The 18946-nt window shown below is 63.8% G+C and carries 14 protein-coding genes; 10 read left to right on the forward strand and 4 right to left on the reverse strand.

Translation table 11 applies throughout. The features are described 5' to 3' along the window. The first annotated feature begins 72 nt into the window (after positions 1 to 72). On the forward strand, positions 73 to 2448 hold the full coding sequence (locus M0D43_RS19980; RefSeq protein WP_260807518.1) for a glycoside hydrolase family 127 protein: 2376 nt from the start codon (positions 73 to 75) through the stop codon (positions 2446 to 2448). 170 nt (positions 2449 to 2618) lie between these two features. On the opposite strand, the gene M0D43_RS19985 is transcribed toward M0D43_RS19980, so the two are convergent. Both M0D43_RS19985 and htpG read right to left on the reverse strand, forming a co-directional pair. Then, a complete protein-coding gene (locus M0D43_RS19985) occupies positions 2619 to 3308 on the reverse strand; it encodes a hypothetical protein (protein WP_260807519.1) in 690 nt (229 codons plus the stop codon). A gap of 258 nt (positions 3309 to 3566) precedes the next feature. Next, the gene (gene htpG, locus M0D43_RS19990) at positions 3567 to 5471 is read right to left on the reverse strand and encodes a molecular chaperone HtpG (RefSeq protein WP_260807520.1); all 1905 of its coding nucleotides are present in this window, start codon (positions 5469 to 5471) and stop codon (positions 3567 to 3569) included. A 237-nt stretch (positions 5472 to 5708) separates the two neighbouring features. On the opposite strand from htpG, the gene rsmD reads away from it, so the two are divergent. From rsmD to ggt, 5 genes are all read left to right on the forward strand, one after another. Then, on the forward strand, positions 5709 to 6329 hold the full coding sequence (gene rsmD, locus M0D43_RS19995) for a 16S rRNA (guanine(966)-N(2))-methyltransferase RsmD (protein WP_252162734.1): 621 nt from the start codon (positions 5709 to 5711) through the stop codon (positions 6327 to 6329). Continuing rightward, on the forward strand, positions 6326 to 6832 hold the full coding sequence (gene coaD, locus M0D43_RS20000) for a pantetheine-phosphate adenylyltransferase (RefSeq protein WP_101363760.1): 507 nt from the start codon (positions 6326 to 6328) through the stop codon (positions 6830 to 6832). Before rsmD ends, coaD begins: the two co-directional genes overlap by 4 nt. Positions 6833 to 6878: 46 nt before the next feature. After that, entirely contained in the window at positions 6879 to 7376 is a 498-nt protein-coding gene (locus tag M0D43_RS20005; RefSeq protein ID WP_010372366.1) for a hypothetical protein, read from the forward strand. 231 nt (positions 7377 to 7607) lie between these two features. Next, entirely contained in the window at positions 7608 to 7892 is a 285-nt protein-coding gene (locus M0D43_RS20010) for a YfhL family 4Fe-4S dicluster ferredoxin (RefSeq protein WP_029220241.1), read from the forward strand. Further along, a complete protein-coding gene (gene ggt / locus M0D43_RS20015; RefSeq protein WP_260807521.1) occupies positions 7889 to 9667 on the forward strand; it encodes a gamma-glutamyltransferase in 1779 nt (592 codons plus the stop codon). The genes M0D43_RS20010 and ggt overlap by 4 nt, the downstream gene beginning before the upstream one ends. A gap of 191 nt (positions 9668 to 9858) precedes the next feature. Here the strand turns inward: ggt and M0D43_RS20020 are convergent, their stop codons facing one another. Continuing rightward, positions 9859 to 10335, reverse strand: coding sequence for a hypothetical protein (locus M0D43_RS20020; protein ID WP_260807523.1), 477 nt, complete (start codon positions 10333 to 10335; stop codon positions 9859 to 9861). Positions 10336 to 10935: 600 nt separating this feature from the next. Here M0D43_RS20020 and M0D43_RS20025 point away from each other — a divergent pair. Continuing rightward, a complete protein-coding gene (locus M0D43_RS20025; RefSeq protein ID WP_425510615.1) occupies positions 10936 to 12678 on the forward strand; it encodes a glycoside hydrolase family 9 protein in 1743 nt (580 codons plus the stop codon). Between the two features lie 275 nt (positions 12679 to 12953). Here M0D43_RS20025 and upp read toward each other — a convergent pair whose 3' ends face one another. Beyond that, positions 12954 to 13586, reverse strand: coding sequence for a uracil phosphoribosyltransferase (upp, locus tag M0D43_RS20030; RefSeq protein WP_252162737.1), 633 nt, complete (start codon positions 13584 to 13586; stop codon positions 12954 to 12956). A 152-nt stretch (positions 13587 to 13738) separates the two neighbouring features. Here upp and M0D43_RS20035 point away from each other — a divergent pair, with 152 nt between their 5' ends. Genes M0D43_RS20035 through M0D43_RS20045 form a run of 3 tightly spaced genes read left to right on the forward strand, consistent with a single transcriptional unit; the run spans position 13739 to position 18791 of the window. Next, positions 13739 to 16297, forward strand: a complete 2559-nt coding sequence (locus M0D43_RS20035) for a TonB-dependent receptor (protein ID WP_252162738.1) — start codon at positions 13739 to 13741, stop codon at positions 16295 to 16297. Further along, positions 16294 to 17415: a phytase gene (locus M0D43_RS20040; protein WP_252162739.1), complete on the forward strand. Its 1122-nt coding sequence runs from the start codon at positions 16294 to 16296 to the stop codon at positions 17413 to 17415. The genes M0D43_RS20035 and M0D43_RS20040 overlap by 4 nt, the downstream gene beginning before the upstream one ends. Next, complete coding sequence (locus M0D43_RS20045; RefSeq protein ID WP_252162740.1) at positions 17412 to 18791, forward strand: purple acid phosphatase family protein; 1380 nt, start codon at positions 17412 to 17414, stop codon at positions 18789 to 18791. Before M0D43_RS20040 ends, M0D43_RS20045 begins: the two co-directional genes overlap by 4 nt. Positions 18792 to 18946: the final 155 nt, after the last annotated feature.

The raw sequence follows: 18946 nt of genomic DNA on the forward strand, positions 1-18946 counted from the left end.
CAGCGCGATTGTCGGCCTGTGCTGTAACGGCGCGCGCAGTCCGCAAGCAGCGGCAGGAGCTAAGCTGACCCCATGACAGAGCCATCCAGCACCGAGCGCATCACCGACCGCGCCTTGACCCTGTCGCGGCGGCGTTTTCTGGCCTGGAGTAGCCTGGCGGTGGCCGCGGGCTTGCTGCGCTTCCCCGCCGATGCCAGCGCCGCCCAGCCTGGCCGCATGCGCGCGGTGCCGCTCGCCCAGGTCCGCCTGACGCCCTCGTTGTTCCTGGATGCGCTGCACACCAATCGCCGCTACCTGATGCGGCTGCAGCCGGACCGGCTATTGCACAACTTCGTGCTGTACGCCGGCCTCGATCCCAAGGCGCCTGCCTATGGCGGCTGGGAAGCGGACACCATCGCCGGGCATACGCTGGGCCACTATCTCAGTGCGTTGGCATTGATGCATGCGCAAACCGGTGATGCGCAATGCGCCACGCGTGCCGCGTATCTGGTGAGCGAACTGGCACGTTGCCAGGCGCATGCAGGCGATGGTTATGTGGCCGGCTTCACCCGCAAGAACGCGGCAGGCAAGATCGAAAGCGGGCGTGCGGTCTTCGATGAACTCAAGCGCGGCAAGATCGACCCGGCGCCGTTCTATCTCAACGGCAGTTGGGCGCCGCTGTATACCTGGCACAAACTGTTTGCCGGCCTGCTGGACGTGCATGCGCACTGCGACAATGCACAGGCGCTGCAGGTGGCGGTGGGCTTGGCCGGGTATCTGCAGGGCATCTTCGCGGCGCTGGACGATGCGCAGCTGCAGAAGGTGCTGTCCTGCGAATTCGGCGGCCTCAACGAATCGTTCGTCGAGTTGCATGTGCAAACCGGCGATGCGCAGTGGTTGGCACTGGCGCAGCGCCTGCATCATCACGCCGTGCTCGACCCGTTGATCGCCCAGCGCGACGAACTGGTGCACCAGCATTCCAATACCAATATCCCCAAACTGATCGGCCTGGCGCGCGAATACGAGGTCACCGGCGATGCAGCATCCGGCGCGGCAGCGCGCTTCTTCTGGCACACGGTCACCAACCATCACACCTATGTGATCGGTGGCAACGGCGACCGCGAGTACTTCCAGCAGCCGGACAGCATCTCGAAGTTCCTCACCGAGCAGACCTGCGAGCACTGCGCCAGCTACAACATGCTCAAGCTCACCCGGCATCTGTATCAATGGGGGCCGCAGGCTGCGTATTTCGACTATTACGAACGCACGCTGCTCAACCACGTGATGGCGCAGCAACATCCGCGTACCGGCATGTTCACCTACATGACGCCGCTGTTGGCCGGCGAAGCGCGCGGCTGGTCCACACCGTTCGACGATTTCTGGTGCTGCGTCGGCAGCGGCATGGAGGCGCATGCGCAGTTCGGCGACTCGATCTACTGGGAAGACGGGCAGGGCGTTTACGTCAATCTGTATGTGCCCTCCAGCGTGCGCGATGCAGCGGGTTTTGCGCTGAGCTTGCGCAGCGCGCTTCCCGAACAAGGCCAGGTGACATTGCGCATCGACGCCGCGCCTGCGGAAACGCGCACGCTCGCCTTGCGCGTGCCCGGCTGGGCCGGCGCACACACGCTGCAGGTCAACGGGCAGCTGCAAACAACGCAGCCGGTAGAGGGCTACCTGCGCATCGAACGGCTGTGGAAAGCTGGCGACACCGTGTCGCTGCAGCTGGAGATGCCGCTGCGCCTGGAACCCACACCCGACGATCCGGCATGGGTTGCGATCATGCGCGGGCCGCTGGTGTTGGCAGCCGACCTCGGCGACGCCGCAACGCCGTGGAGCAACAAGACCCCGGTGCTGATCGGTGGCGATGACGTCCTGCAACGCCTGCGGCCGCTGCCGGCCCACGGCCACTACGCCTATGCCGATGGCGCCCAGCAATGGCAGTTTTCGCCGTTCTACGCCCAGTTCGATCGCCGCAGCGCCGTCTACCTGGAGCACCGCGACGCCTCCGCCTGGCAACAACGCCAGGCTGAGCAGGCGGCAGCGGACGCGGCGCAACGTGCACTCGACGCGCGTGCACTGGATCGCATCGCCCTGGGCGAGGAAGCATCGGAAAAGGCGCACGCCCTCACCAGCGACAGCTCCTACGCACTGAGCTACCGCCGCCGCGCCGGCCGCGACGCCCGCACCGGCGGTTTCATCGCCTTTACGCTGCGCAACACCGCCCAGGCCCGCATCCTGCGCCTGCGTTACTGGGGCGATGAAACCCGCCGCCGCTTCCGCATCCTCGCCGACGGCGAACTCATCGCCAACGAACGCCTGGACGGCAATCGTGGCCTGGACTTCGTCGATGTGGATTACGCCTTGCCTGCAGCACTGGCCGGCCGTACCACCTTGCAGATCCGCATCGAGCCGGAGACCGGCTATTCGGCCGGCCCGGCGTTCGGGTGTTGGGCGCTGGAGTCGGCGTGAATATTGCGCCGACCCAAGCTTACGATCCACGATGAGAGCGAGCCATCCCATCGACAGCCCGACCTGCGCGGTGCGGGATGTGGACGAGCTAATCGATACAACTACGCTGCAGCAGCTAGGGGTACTCCAACGGGAGCGCCACAAATCCAGGTACGGCTGGAACCAAGGCATCACGTGCCTAGCGACTGTTCCCGAGCCCGTTCTATCTGCTGTCTGAGCACGCGCTTATTCTCGTCGGCAGTCATCGAGCCAAGCCCGGCGGCGTCTGCATTATGGACTGGAGCAGACATGCGGGCCTGTTTTTCCAGTGCGGGCAGACGCTTGGTGAGGTAGTAGCTGGGATAGTGCATGCTGACGTCCTGCAGCGTGGCCGATCTGAGTTCCAGAAGTCGCTGTTCTTTGGCGCTTGCGGTCGACCCTTTGTATCCCTCGATGAAACGGTCTGCGACAATCAATTTATTCGGGTTTTCAGGTTCTGTAATGATGCGTTCGCCCAGGCGCTCCATGTTGGCGCCGTTGCTGCGGTATGTCACCACGACCGGCTTTGCATTGACGGTCGTGATGATAATCATCATGTTGAAAAACTGTCGTCCCGAATAGTCGACCAGCGCAACAAGCTCCAACGTGCCATCGCCATCAAGATCGATGAATTGCGCTTCGCTGACGGTTGGTGGGACGATGTTGCCATCGGGATCGAACTTGGCGATCAATGCTTCGGTCAATTTCGGCAAGTCGCCGGTTCTATTGAGTTCAGCGGATCGCGGTGATTGCCAAGTTGCTGGTTCGCCGATATCCGAACTCCATGCCGGAGATGAGGCCGCCGAAGCGGCGAGCAGTGCAAGTAGGAAGCGATGGTTCATCATTGCAGCTCTGCCTTGTTGCATTGCCGGAGTCAGGTCAATTCAATTGTTTTGTCTACTGGCCATGTCGCGAGTGCATGGTGGTATGCCTGCTGCACTCACGGTGGCGGCTGGCGCGCGTTCAATGCTTTGGTGATGACTTTCGACTCGGTAAGTGATCTGCGAAGCAGGTGCGGCGTCTTCCATCAGCCAGAATAGACATAAAAAAAAGACCGGCGCATGCGCCGGTCTTGGTGTATCGCAAATGCGTCGCAAGCCTTAAGCAGACAACTCCAGCAACAACTTGTTCAACCGCTTCACATACCCAGCCGGATCCTTGAGGCTGTCGCCCGCCGCCAATGCAGCCTGGTCGAACAGCACCCGGCTCAAATCGCCAAAGCGGTCCATGTCCTGTTCCGCATCGAGCTTTTCGATCAGCGGATGGGCCGGGTTGAATTCGAACACCGGCTTGGTTTCCGGCACGGCCTGGCCGCTGGCTTCCAGCAGCTGACGCATCTGCAGGCCCAGGTCCCCCTGGCCGATGGCCAGGATCGCCGGGGAGTCGGTCAGGCGGTGCGAGACGCGCACCTCGGCCACGTCGTCGCCGAGAGCGGCCTTGATGCGCGAGGCCAGGCCTTCCTTGGACTTGGCCACTTCTTCCTGGGCCTTCTTGTCTTCTTCCGAATCCAGCTTGCCCAGGTCCAGATCGCCGCGTGCCACGTCCACGAACGACTTGCCGTCGAATTCGGTGAGGTAGCTCATCAGCCATTCGTCGATGCGGTCGGTGAGCAGCAGCACTTCGATGCCTTTCTTGCGGAAGACTTCCAGGTGCGGGCTGTCCTTGATCTGCGCGTAGCTTTCGCCGGTGAGGTAGTACAGCTTGTCCTGGCCGTCGGCCAGACGACTCACGTAATCGGCCAGGCCCACGCTCTGCGCACCGGTGGTGTCATGCGTGGAGGAGAAGCGCAGCAGGCCGGCGATCTTCTCGCGGTTGGCATAATCCTCGGCCGGACCTTCCTTCAATGCCTGGCCGAAGTTGCGCCAGAACGTGGCGTAGTCGTCCGGCTTGTCCTTGGCGAGTTTTTCCAGCATGTCCAGCGAGCGCTTGGTCAGCGCCGACTTCATCGAATCGACCACCGGGCCGGATTGCAGGATCTCGCGCGAGACGTTGAGCGACAGGTCCGACGAATCCACCACGCCCTTGATGAAACGCAGGTATAGCGGCAGGAACTGCTCGGCCTGGTCCATGATGAAGACGCGCTGCACGTACAGCTTCAGGCCCTTGGCCGAATCGCGGTGATACAGATCGAACGGGGCGCGGCCGGGCACGAACAGCAGCGAGGTGTATTCCAGCTTGCCTTCGACCTTGTTATGGCTCCACGCCAGCGGGTTGCCCGCATCGTGGGCGACGTGCTTGTAGAACTCCTGGTACTCCTCGTCCTTGATCTCGGACTTGGGGCGCGTCCACAGTGCGCTGGCGCGGTTGACCGATTCCCACTCCGGCTCGGCGGGCTTGTCGGCGTCTTCGCCGTAATGCTCCTTGCGCATTTCGATCGGAAGACCGATGTGGTCGGAGTACTTCTTTAGGATGCCGCGCAGCGTCCAGCCATCGGCGAAGTTGTCTTCGCCTTCCTTCAGCTGCAGCACGATGCGCGTACCGCGCTCGGGCTTGTCGATGCTGGCGATTTCGAATTCGCCTTCGCCGCGCGATGACCAATGCACGCCTTCACTGGCCGGCAGACCGGCGCGACGCGAGTACACATCGACCTGGTCGGCGACGATGAAAGCGCTGTAGAAACCGACGCCGAACTGGCCGATCAGGTTGGCGTCCTTCTTCTGGTCGCCGCTCAAATGCTTGAGGAAGTCGGCGGTGCCGGACTTGGCGATGGTGCCCAGATGCGAGACCGCATCCTCGCGGCTCATGCCGATGCCGTTGTCGTCGATGGTGACGGTGCGCGCGTCCTTGTCGTAGTCGACGCGGATGCGCAGCTCGCTGCCGCCTTCCAGCAGCTCGGGCTTGACCAAGGCTTCGAAGCGCAGCTTGTCGGCGGCGTCGGCAGCATTGGACACCAGCTCGCGCAGGAAGATTTCCTTGTTCGAGTACAACGAATGGATCATCAGCTGCAGCAGCTGCTTGACCTCGGTCTGGAAGCCCAGCGTCTGCTTGTCGGTTTCAACGGTCATTGGGGTCGTGCTCCGTGGTGGTCCAGGCCGCAACGCGGCCGATGGCCTGGGGAATGCGGCCGTCTGCCGATTTTTCAAGGCGGGCCCGAGCGAATATCTCGTGTGCCGCTGTCGGCGCGGGGCAGGGCGACGGCGGCAACGGCGGCGGTATCATGACCGGCCATTCGTCTTGCTTGAAGCCATGTTGCCAACTGCGCTACTGCGATGTTGCCCCCGCTTGCCATCAGGGGCCTGGCGATGAGCCGCCCGCAGCGGCCGGCCCCGCGGGCCGCGGAAGGGCAGGTGCGCATCGTTGGCGGGCGCTGGCGCAATACGCGGCTGGCGGTGCCCACCTTGCCCGGCCTGCGCCCCAGCAGCGACCGCGTGCGCGAAACGGTGTTCAACTGGTTGATGCCGCGCCTGTCCGGCGCGCGCGTGCTGGATCTGTTCGCGGGCTCCGGCGCGCTGGGGCTGGAGGCGGTGTCGCGTGGGGCAGCGTATGCCACCCTGATCGAGCGCGACTCCGGCCTGGTGCAGCGGCTGCGCGAGCACGTGACCCGGCTGGACGCCTCCACGCAGGTGGAGGTGCTGCAGGAAGACGCAGTGCGCTGGCTGGAGCGTGCGCCCGCAGCGCTGGCCGACATCGTCTTTGTCGACCCGCCATTTGCTGCCGGCCTGTGGCCCGCAGTGCTGGAGCGCCTGCCGGCGCATGTGGCCGCCGATGCCTGGTTGTACCTGGAAGCGCCCGCCGCTGCGCCGCTGTTGCCGGCCGGCTGGCATCTGCACCGCGAGGGTGCCACCCGTGAAGTGCGCTATGCGCTGTACCGCCGGGCCGCTGCTACACTGAAGAGCGATCCGACCACGGTAGTCTCCGTATGAGCGTTGCCAATAGCCGCACTGCGGTCTATCCCGGTACCTTCGACCCGATCACCAACGGTCATATCGACCTGGTGAACCGCGCCGCGCCGTTGTTCGAGCGCGTGGTGGTGGGCGTGGCGTACAGCCCTTCCAAGGGCCCGGCGCTGTCGCTGGAGCGCCGCGTGACACTGGCCCAGGAAGCGCTGGCGGCGCATACCAATGTGGAAGTGCGCGGCTTCGATACCTTGCTGGCGCACTTTGTGCGCGAGATGGGCGCCGGCGTGCTGCTGCGCGGACTGCGTGCGGTGTCCGACTTCGAATACGAATTCCAGATGGCCAGCATGAACCGCCATCTGATCCCGGAGGTGGAAACGCTGTTTCTCACCCCGGCCGAGCAGTACAGCTTCATCTCGTCCTCGCTGGTGCGCGAAATCGCGCGGCTGGGCGGGGACGTCTCCGGCTTCGTGCCGGCATCGGTGGTCGAAGCCTTGCGGCAGGTGCGGCAATCCCGCGCGCAGGCCTGATCAGTTGCAGTCACATCACCACACGCATTTCAAAGGGAGGAATTTCATGAAACACACCATGCGCGCTCTGGCGCTCGCTTCGATCGCCGCTCTGGCGGTCACCGCCTGCAAGAAGGAAGCGCCGGCACCGACCGCTGCCGCCGCTCCGGCTGCGTTGACCGCACCGGCCAAGGACGACAACGCCGGCTGGAAGAAGTACCTGCAGGAAGTGGTCGGCCAGAATCTGGGCACCACCACCAACAGCCCGTTCCTGTACTACTTGCCGCCGGAGTCCGATGCCGAGTTCGCCGGCAGCTACGAGCGTCAGCTGGAAAGCGTCAAGACCGCGCTCGCCCGTGGCGTGCAGCCGGGCAACATGCTGGCCTTCGGTTCGTCGGCGTCCAGCAAGATGGCCGACCTGATCGATGCCGCGTTCAAGGACGTGGCCCCGGACTCGATGAAGGGTGTGCGCGTGCTGTTCATCGGCAACGCGGCCGACAACGCGCGCGTGCAGACCATCGTCCAGCCCAAGGGCGCGGAATACATCTTCGTTGAAGCCAAGTAATGCCGTACCAGGCCGGATGCGCGGGAGGGCGCATCCGGCCGCGGCGTGGAAACCCGCCATGCTGCCGAGTTCGCACTCCACCGGAGCCGGCCGTAGCACGCCGGCCTCCGACAGCGCCCACGGCGTTGTCCATCTGCCGCTGCGCGCCATGTGCGCCCGGCCGCAGCAGTACATTGCGTTCCAGCGCTTGCGATTGCAGCGCGCTGTGCCGCGCCGCATCGTAGTGCCGATATGTCGCTGAAAATCAACGAGCTCTGCGTCAACTGCGACGTCTGCGAGCCGGCGTGCCCGAATCAGGCCATCTCGATGGGCGAAACCATCTACGTCATCGACCCGGCACGGTGCACCGAGTGCGTGGGCCATTTCGACGAAGCGCAATGCGTGGTGGTGTGTCCGGTCGAATGCATCGACCCGGATCCAGACATTCCGGAAACCCATGATCAATTGCTGGCCAAGCTGATGCAGCTGCAGCGCGATCATCCCGAACTGTACGAACAGGAGCCTCCCGCCCCGTGAGCATTTTGTCCCGACCTTTCTCCGCGCCTGGCCTGCTGTTGCTGGCCTTGGTGCTGGCGCCTGCCGCCTGGTGCGCCGATGCCGCCAAGCCGGCGGCTTCCACGACAGCACCGGTTGCCGCGCATCCGCCCGGTGCGGCGATTGCCAGCGGCCATGCCTTGGCCACCGACGCCGGTCTGCAGATCCTGCGCGAAGGGGGCAATGCCTTCGATGCCGCGGTGGCGGTGTCGTCCACGCTGGCGGTGGTTGAGCCGATCAGCTCGGGGCTGGGCGGTGGTGGTTTCTTCCTGCTGCACGACGCCAAGACCGGCAGGGACGTAATGCTGGACGCGCGCGAAACCGCGCCCGAGGCGGCCACCGAAGCGCAATTTCTCGACAAGAAGGGCGAGTTGGACCGCGACCGCTCGATCAACGGCCCATGGTCGGCCGGCATCCCGGGCCTGCCCGCGGCACTGGTGGAACTGGCTGCCAAACACGGCCGGTTGCCGCTGAAGCAGTCGCTGGCGCCATCGATCCGTATCGCGACGGAGGGCTTCCCCGTCTACGCGCGCATGGCCAAGGGGTATGCCTCGCGACGCGAGGTGATGGAGCGCTATCCCGGGACGCGCGAGGTGTATCTGCGTGGTGGCAAACCCATTGCCGAAGGCGAGCTCTTCAAGCAGCCGGAGCTGGCGCATACGCTGCAGTTGCTCGGCGACAAGGGGTTCGACGGGTTCTACAAGGGCGAAACGGCCAAGAAGCTGCTGGCTGGCGTGAAGCAGGCCGGTGGCCAGTGGACCGCGGCCGAGCTGGCAGGGTATCGGGTCAAGGAGCGCACGCCGATTCAGTTCGATTACCGTGGCTGGACCATCACCACGGCGCCGCCGCCGTCGTCCGGTGGCATCGCGCTGGCGGCGATGCTGCAGATTCTGGAAGGCTGGGATTTGAACAAACTCGATGACGTGCATCGCACCCATCTGGTGGTGGAGTCGATGCGCCGTGCTTACCGCGACCGCACCTTCTTCCTGGGCGACCCCGACTTTGTGGACGTACCGCAGCGGGTGCTGACCAGCAAGGACTATGCGCAGGGCCTGCGTGCCACCATCAATCCGGACAAGGCCACGCCCAGCGATCTGCTGTCGGGCAACCCCACGCCGCTGGAAGACGACGAGACCACGCACTTTTCCATCATCGACGGCGAAGGCAACCGCGTCGGCGCCACGCAGACGGTGAACCTGCTGTATGGCTCGGGCCTGATTCCCAAGGGCACCGGTGTGCTGCTCAACAACGAGATGGACGACTTCGCGCTCAAGCCTGGCACCCCCAATGCGTTCGGCGTGATGGGCTACGCTGCCAACGCGCCGAAGCCGGGCAAGCGCATGCTCAGCTCGATGACGCCGACCTTCATGGAGTCGGCCGACAAGGCGATCGTGCTCGGCACCCCGGGCGGTAGCCGCATCATCACCATGGTGCTGCTCGGTATCCTGGGGTACGACGCCGGCCTGGATGCGCAAGCGGTCAGCGCATTGCCGCGCTATCACCACCAGTGGCTGCCGGACGTCATCGAGGCCGAGACCGACGCGTTTTCGGCGCAGACCGCCAAGGGCCTGCAAGCGATGGGGCATGCACTCAAACTGCCCGGCGACACCGCCGAAGGCGGCCGCGGCTCCAGCCATGTGTGGGGCAACCTGCAAACGGTGGAATGGGACAAGCGCAGCAACACGCTCAGCGGCGGCAGCGACCCGCGTAACCCGGTGGGCAAGGCGCAAGTGCAGTTGGATGCGATCACACACTGAGAAGTGCTACCGATAACGGCTAGAGCGTCGCGCTCGCCCTGCGCAGTGCGACGCGCTGTCGAGGTGTTCGTATTGCAACGCGATTGGAGCGTTGCCTATTCAAATGCAAGTGCCTGCTCACCCACGGGGAATACCTGTTGCGCAGGTGGAAACGGCGGTTGAATCGCATCAGATACCAACCGCCGTCTTGCTCAAAAGTCGAAATGAGTGACTGCGCCTCCATTGAAACAATTAGCTCCGGCCACGTTTGTGTTATTCGCGGCGGCGGGGGCTTGGGGATAGATATGGCAGGCACTATAGGGTGCCGCCGCGCCGTCGAAGCGGATCGTAAAGTGTTGCGCGTCGTCGCTAGCGCTCGTATGGATGCCCCCGTTGGCCATCACTCTCACCCGACAGTTTGCTGCTGCTGCGTTATTGCTGCAGGTGTTCAGCGTATTTTGCAAAGGGGCCGGGATGTTGGCATACATGGCCGTGATCCGCTGGTTAACGGCATTGTTGGCATTTGCGTTCCATTGCATGGTCGCAAAAGCGTTCTGACTTAGAGCCAGAAGGCCGATCGACAACACAGCAGCAAAGCAGGGCGATGTGCGTGAACGTGCGTGCGACTCAGACGGTCGTGGCGCGGTGTCGATCAAGTGAGAGCGGTGGGTGATCGGGTAGGCATTCATAACGTGTCCTTTGGCGATGACAAGGTCGATGCGAAGGGCTTGCCGCTGCCGCTCGCAAGGCGAGCAGTCGGCAGGTACTGGGAGACGCTGTGGTACTGCCGTCGTTACGGCATAACCAAGGTAGGCCGGCGTCGGCGGAAAGAATTGGCCGAAATGACGGCAATCGCGGCACTTTCGATGTGAAGGGTGTGGATGTAGAAGGCCGAGCGCGAGATTTCTACGCGCGATTCGACCGATGCGGTGGAATCGCCGCTGCAGTGCGATGGCGGTGGCACTCAATCGCAGGCGCTAACGCGAACCGGGACGCTTATTCATTCGGCTTTCCTACGACCGAAGCTGTCGCATCGGATTGATGTCCGAGGAGTGGCACGTCGACCATGGCGGCTCTGCAAGTGCCCGGTCGCGACGCTGGTCGGTCCTGTTTCCGTCCCCGCTCATCGCTGCATCGCGCCACTCTCAGACTGAGGTTCCAGCTGTCGCGCCAGCCGCAGCGGTCCGTCATCTGCAGCCGCGGCGACCTGACTGGCCATTGCCGGTACAGGTCGCCGGCCGGTGCAGGCTACGCTTGTGGCTGCGCTCCATTCCCGCCACCATTGGGCCATGAACGTTCGTCATGCCATGTTGATTGTGGGTCTGGCACTCGCCTCCGCCAGCTGCCCTGCGCAGAATGCGGCCGATGCCTCCGCCGGCCAGATCCACGTCAACCAACTCGGCTATCTACCGGGCTCGGAAAAACTTGCCGTGGTCGGGCTGCCACAAGGCGCAGCAATCCGCTCGAATCGCTTCACGGTCGAAGATGCGCAGGGCCGCAACGTGTTGCAGGGGACCTTGCAGCCGGCCGCGGTGTGGTCGCCGGCCGATCAGCAGGCACAGGTGGCGGATTTTTCCAGCCTGCGTCTGGCCGGCACCTATCGGGTGAAGGTCGAGGGATTGCCGGCATCGGATACGTTCGCAATCGACGCGCATGCGTATCAGCCGTTGGTCGATGCAGCGTTGAAAGCGTTCTACTTCAACCGTGCCAGCACCGCGCTGCCGGCGCGGTACGCCGGGCGCTATGCGCGTGCGGCCGGGCACCCGGATACGCAGGTGCGCATCCATCCGTCTGCAGCGTCGGCGACGCGTCCGACCGATAGCGTGATCAGCGCGCCCAAGGGCTGGTACGACGCGGGCGACTACAACAAGTACATCGTCAATTCCGGCATCAGCACCTACACCTTGCTGGCGGCTTACGAGCAGTATTCGGCCTTTTTCAAGTCCAAGCCGCTGACCATCCCCGACGATGCGCCCGGCGTGCCCGGCATCCTGCAGGAGGCCTGGTGGAATCTGGATTGGATGCTCGCCATGCAGGACCCCGCCGATGGCGGCGTGTACCACAAGCTCACCAACAAGCGGTTCGATGGGTTGGTGATGCCGGATCAGGCCAAGCAGCAACGCTATGTGGTCATGAAGACGACCGCCGCGACCTTGGACTTCGCTGCAGTGATGGCCGTGGCCAGTCGCGTGTATGCGCCGTTCGACAAGCAGTATCCAGGGATGTCGGCGCGCATGTTGAAAGCCTCGCGAGCTGCGTGGGCGTGGGCGCAACAGCATCCGGATGTGATTTATCACCAGCCCAGCGACGTGCTCACCGGGGGTTACGACGATGCACATCTGGATGACGAATTCGCCTGGGCGGCGGCCGAGTTGTATATCGCCACTCACGAGGACGGGCTTTACGACGCCATGATTGCGCGCAACGTGCCGGCCACGGTGCCGTCGTGGGGCAATGTCGGTGGCCTGGCCTGGATGTCGTTGGCCGAGCATCGCGACCGACTCACGCCGCACGCCGATCGCGCGCGGATCGAACGGGAGATCACCGATCTGGCCCAGCAGTTGGCAGACAATTGGCAATCGTCGTCGTGGCGTGTGGCCATGGCCGGCAGCAATTTCGTGTGGGGCAGCAATGGCGGGGTGCTCAACCGCGCGATGATGCTGATAGAGGGCTACCGCCTGACGCAAAAACGCCAGTTCCTGGATGCCGCGCAATCGCAGCTGGACTACATCCTGGGCCGCAATCCGCTGGGGCTGTCCTTCGTTACCGGGATAGGGACGCGTACGCCGATGCATATCCACCACCGCCCCTCCGAGGCCGACGGCATCGCAGCGCCGGTGCCGGGTTGGCTGGTGGGTGGTCCCCAACCGGGGCATCAGGATGCCAAGGAGTGCAAGGTGCCGTACCCCTCGAAACTGCCCGCGCTCTCGTACCTGGACAACTTCTGCAGCTACTCCACCAACGAAGTGGCGATCAACTGGAATGCACCGCTGGTGTATGTGAGCGCGGCGATCGAGGCGTCGACGCACTGAGCTGAGCGAAGGCATATCGGAGACGGCGGGGTTCCTTCTCCCATGGAGAGAAGGTGATGCATAGCGCTGGACGGGCGCGCGGCGTCGGCAAGAACAGTGGCGCCGGAGCCTCAGCTCAAGTCCCGCTCCGCGCCCCGGCCGGCGCTCGCGGCGCGGTCGCTCCACGGCACGCGCGCCAGTGGCGCGCACGCTGTGCCGTTCGCCCCGGCGGGAAAGAGACTTGGCTGCCGATCACCGCATCGTCCTTGTCCAGCGCGTCTTCGTTGCTGGACAGCTCACTCCACCCGCGTGCCAAAAATCCGATCGCCTGCATCGCCCAGGCCGGGCAGGATATAGCCCTTGTCGTTGAGATGGTCGTCGATGGCGGCGGTGTAGACCTCCACGTCCGGATGCACCGCTTCCAATGCCTTCAGGCCTTCCGGTGCAGCGACCAGAAAGATGCCCTTGATGCGCTGCGCGCCGGCGCGCTTGAGCATGTCGATGGTGGCAATCAGGGTACCGCCCGTGGCCAGCATCGGGTCCAGGATGAGTGCGTCGCGTTCTTCCAGGCGGCCGGTGAGGCGCTCGAAGTAGGGTACCGGTTGCAAGGTCTCTTCATCGCGCTGCAGGCCGACCACGCTCACCCGTGCGGTGGGAATCAATGCCAGCACACCAGGCAGCATGCCCAGGCCGGCGCGCAGGATCGGCACCAGCGTGATCTTGGCGCCGGCAATGCGCTGCACCGTCACCGGGCCGGCCCAGCCCGGCTGGGTGTGCGATTCGGTGTCCAGATCGGCGGTGGCCTCGTAGGCCAACAGCGTGCCCAGTTCGGTGACCAGTTCGCGGAAGCCCTTGGTGCTCAAGGCGGCATCGCGCAGCAGGCCGATCTTGTGCTGGACGAGGGGGTGGCGGACTTCGACGATTTTCATGGGCAGCGGCAGGCGGGAGAGGGGCACAGTGTGCCGCAGCCGCGCGGTGCGTCGCCACAGATTGAATGTGACAACGCATGCACATGTCATGTCAGTGAAACGTCGTAGACATAGTGTGCGCACCCATTCTTAACCGATTGGGGGAAGCGACCGTGTTGAACAAGACTCCGCTCTGCCTGGCGATCACGCTGACGTTGGCTGCCGCCACATGGAGTCCGCTGGCGCACGCGGCTGAGGGTGCGGCGGCGGGCGTGGCTGCCAGCGCTGCGGCGATCGACCTGGAGCGGCTCGAAGTGCGCCCGCAGCTGGAGGCGCAGGAGCGCGCGGTCGATCTCAAGCGCGCCTCCGATGCCATCCAGGATGCAATCGCCTCCGATGCGATGGGACGTTACCCGGATAAGAATGTTGCAGAATCACTACAGCGCCTGCCCGGTGTCAGCGTCACCCGCGACCAGGGCGAAGGCCGCTTTGTCGTCATCCGCGGGCTCGATTCGTCGCTCAATAGCGTCACCATCGATGGCATGAACATGGGCACGCCCGAAGACGGCACGCGCTCCACGCCGCTAGATGTCATTCCTTCCGATTCCACCGAGCGCCTGAAGGTGGTGAAGTCGCCGACCCCCGACATGCCGGGCGATTCCATTGGCGGCGCGATCCAGGTGGAATCCACCTCCGCCTTCGACCGTGATGGACGCACGTTGCGCGGCTCCATCGAAGGCAGCCATCAGTCGCTGTCGGGCAAGACCAGCCCGAAGGGCGCGTTCAATTACAGCGATATCTTCGGCGGCACGTTCGGCGTCGCGGTGGGCGTGAACTACCAGGACCGCGAGTTCGAGTCGGACAACACCGAAGTGGCCTACGACACATTCGCCGGCGGCGCGGAAGACGATCTGTTCGCAAGCGAAGTGCAACGCCGTAAATATTTCATCGAACGCACCCGCATGGGTGCCAACCTCAATCTGGACTGGCGTCCGGATGCGGACAACCGCTATTACCTGCGCTCGCTGTACAGCCGTTTCGATGATGCCGAAACGCGTCAGCGCACCATCTTCGGCCTTGGCGACGGTGGGATCAGCGCCAATGGCGACAGCACCTATAACGTGGCCGACCTGCCGGCCGACAGCATTTCCAAGCGCGTGCGCTACCGCACCAAAAAGGAAGACAACATGGGGGTGAGTTTTGGCGGCGAGAACCGCCTGAGCGGTGCCACCGTCGATTACAAGATGGGCTATACCAAGACCACCGAGCGCGTGAACGATGAAAAGGAAGCGCGTTTCAACTACGACGGCGACGATCTGGCGGCGACGGTGGATCAACGCAGCGGCATTCCCAGGTTGGGCTTCTCCGACAACGGCTGGCAGAGCAACGACGATTTCGTGTTCGATCGTTTCGTGATCGCGCCCAAGCAGGTAGACGACAGCGAGCGTAGCGCGCAGATCAACGTGCGCTTCGATGGAAAGCATTCCAGCCTGAAGATGGGCGTGCTTGGCCGCTGGCGCGAGCGCGATGTCAACGTGGACGAAAGCGAACTGCGTCGCGGCCCGGGCATCGACCTGCGCGATTGGACGACCGCCGCGCCCGAACACCGGGGCGGCACCTTGGGCCTGAGCATCGGTTCTGACGGCATGCGCCGTTACTGGAACACCTCCGGCAACCTGTATGGCGCACGCCCGCAGGATGTGGGCGGCAATCTGCAGACCTCCCTGCAGGACGATTACACAGCCAGCGAAGATGTCTTGGCCACCTATGCGATGGGTACCTGGGACATCGGTGCGCTGCGCATGATTGCCGGCGTGCGCGTGGAAAATACCCAGTTCAATGCCACCGGCAACCAGGTGGATGTGGCGCCGAACGGCCGCACTGCCACGGTGACGCCGCGTGAGGCGTCCAGCAGTTACACCAATGTGCTACCCGGCCTGCATCTGCGCTACGACAGTGGCAACGACTGGGTGCTGCGCGTTGCGGCCAACAAGACCTTGTCGCGCCCGTCGTTCGGCGATGTGTCGCCGCGCGTGAGCATCAACCGTGGCGATAACGAGGTGAGCATCGGCAACCCCGATCTCAATCCGTATCGCTCGCAGAATCTGGACCTGTCGTTCGAAAAATACATCGGCAGCACCGGCCTGATCTCGCTGGGTGTGTTCCACAAGTCGATCGACGACTACATCGTGCAGACCCTGAGCCCCAACGACGCGGAATTTCCGGGGTTTCAGGTCACGCGCTCGATCAATGGCGACACCGCCAAGGTGCGTGGTGCCGAATTCAATTGGCAGCAGACCCTGGACTTTCTGCCCGAGGGCTGGAATGGCTGTCTGGTTGGTGCCAGCGCCACGGTGCTGGACAGCGATTTCAATCCGGGCCTGGAAAATCGTGCCGGCGATGACTTCACCTTGCCGCGTTCGTCCAAGCGCATCTACAGCGGCCACCTGGGCTACGAAAAATACGGATTCAGTGCGCGCGTGGCGGCGGTGTATCGCAGCCAATATCTGGACACCATCGGGCAGAGCCGTGCGTACGATATCTACGTTGCCCCACACACGCAGCTGGATTTCAGCATGAACTATCAATTCAATAGCCACGTCAGCCTTTATCTGGAAGCGCAGAACCTGCTGGACGAGCCGTTGGAGCTGTATCAGGGCATCCGCTCGCGCACCCTGCAAAATGAAGAGTACGGCCGCACCTATGCGCTTGGCCTGAAGGTGGCGCTGTGATCGCATCACGCACCTTCGTGCAGATCACGCTGCTGTCCGCCGCCGCCGCATTGGTCGGTTGTGCCAGCGCCCCGTCCGGCCGCGAAGCCGACGAAGCGCTGCTGAAAGATCCGTTGCTGAAGGAGGCCAAGGTCGCGCACGAAGTGGTGCCGGAAGCCTTCATTACCGCGCTGACGCCATCGGACAACCTGGATTCGCCGGCCAGCTGGATGGCGCCGGATGGCCGCCGTTGGGTGATCGCCACCGCCAAGGGCACGCATGCGCTGGTGGTCTTCGATGGCGACAGCGGCAAGCGGCTGCGTGTGGTCGGCGGCAAGGGCAAGGCCCTGGGAAAACTCGACCGCCCGAACGGCATCTCGGTGGTCGACGACCTGGTGTTCGTGGTGGAGCGTGATAACCGCCGCGTGCAGGTGTTTTCGTTGCCGGATCTCAAGCCATTGATGGCCTTCGGCCAGGATGAGTTGCGCGAACCTTACGGTGTGTGGGTGCGCAAGCATGATGGCGGCTATGAGGTGGTGGTCAGCGACAACTACATGTCGCCCACCAACAAGGATCTACCGCCGCCATTGGCCGAACTTGGCCAGCGCTTCCGACGCTATCAAGTCAATGCGGCAGGGCAGGGCTGGCAGGCGCGCCTGACGCAACGTTTTGGCGATACGACAGAGGCGGGCGCAGTGCGGATTGCCGAATCGGTATTCGGCGATGAAGCCAATGCGCGGCTGATGATCGCCGAAGAAGACGTGGCCGTGGGCACGCGGTTGCGCGACTACGGCATGGACGGGCGCTATCGCGGCCGCGATATCGGCACCGGGGTGTTCAAGGCGCAGGCCGAAGGCATCACCTTGTTTGCGTGCAACGATGGCAGCGGCTACTGGATTGCCACCGATCAGTTCAAGGACCGCAGCGTATTCCAGGTGTTCGATCGCAAGACGCTGGCGCATGTCGGCGCCTTCGCTGGCCGTGTCACGGCCAATACCGATGGCGTGTGGCTGGATCAACGCAGCGATGCACGCTTCCCGGGTGGCGTGTTCTATGCGTTGCATGACGACCAGGCGGTGGCCGCGTTCGATTGGCGCGATATTGCGCGCACGTTGCGCTTGAAAGCGTGCACGCCATGAAGATTGGGCGCCCGTCGGTCTACGCATTGCTGGGGTTGATCGCAACAGTAAGTGTTGCCGCGTCGGCGGCCGACCGTGCTGCCGAACCCACTACGCAGGTGCCGGCGGGTTCGACGCATTATGTTGCCGATGGCTTCCCGGACCGCATCGTCGCCACGCCGGCGCAGGACGCGGCCACAGGGTTTGCCGTGGCCTGGCGCGCCGATGCCAGCGTCGAGAGACCCTGGCTGGAACTGGTGGTCGCCGGCGATTCGCCGGATGTAGGTACGCCACGACGCATTCGGGCGAGCACGCTGACGCTCGCCAGCGAAAACGGCAGTTCGCACCACCACCGCGCCGATGTCGACGGGCTGCAGCCGGACACCTTGTACGCGTACCGCGTGCAGGGGCAGGGCACCTGGGGCGCGTGGAATCATTTCCGCACGGCTGCCACGGCCACCACGCCGCTGACCTTGCTGTATTTCGGCGATACCCAGAACAAGAATCTCAGTCTGGTCTCGCGAGTGATTCGACAAGCCTGGCGCTCGGCACCGGATGCGCGGTTGGCGCTGTTTGCCGGTGACCTGGTGAGCGGCAAGGACGACCAGGACGACAACGAATGGGCCGAGTGGTTCGAGTCCGGGCGCTGGCTGCTGGAAGGTACTGCGGTGGCGCCGGCACCGGGCAATCACGAGTATCACGAAGAAGGCGAAGACACGCCGCAAGCAACCCGTGTGCTCGGCAGTCATTGGCCGGTGACGTTTGCGTTGCCGCGCAATGGACCGTCAGCCACCGCGCGCACCAGCTACTGGTTCGACTATCAAGGCGTGCGCATTGCCGTGCTCGACGGCACCTCGGCACTGGATCTGGGCACCGGCCCGGCGCAGGCGCAGTGGCTGGATAAGATACTCACTGACAACCCGCATCCCTGGTCGATTGTGCTGATCCATCAGCCATTCTTCTCGCCGCGTGCCGATCGCGAAAACGAAAAACTGGTTGAACAGGTGCTTCCGGTGATTCGCCGCCACAAGGTGGATCTGGTGCTGCAGGGCCACGACCACACCTATGGCCGGCATGGCGACGAGGCCGGGCGGGCGACGCCGGTCTTCGTGGTCTCGGTGGCCGGGCCCAAGCAGTACCGGCTTTCGGACATGGCGCGCAAAACCATGCGTCCGGTGGGCGAAGACACCCAGCTTTACCAAGTGTTGCGCATGGACCATCAGCATCTGGTTTACGAATCGCGCACTGCCACCGGGCGGCTGTATGACGCGTTCGAACTGCAGCGCGATAGCGACGGCAGCAAACGCGTGATCGAACGCGAAGCGGGACGTATCGCGCCGCGCGATTGTCCGCGCAGTGCCACGCTCAAGGGACGTGCAGATCGCTGCTGGGAATGAGCCAGGCACAGGCAACAGCCTGCCTGGCAAGGCTGTGCTGCTGGCGGATGCGCCAGCAGTGCGCGAAGCATCAGCGATCTGCATGCGCGCAGTTCTGTGTCCTGTGCTGGCATTAATCCTCAACGCGCGCGACAGACGCGTTGAATATGACAAAA

This window comes from Xanthomonas prunicola (assembly GCF_025266575.1).
Taxonomy (GTDB): Bacteria; Pseudomonadota; Gammaproteobacteria; order Xanthomonadales; family Xanthomonadaceae; genus Xanthomonas; species Xanthomonas prunicola.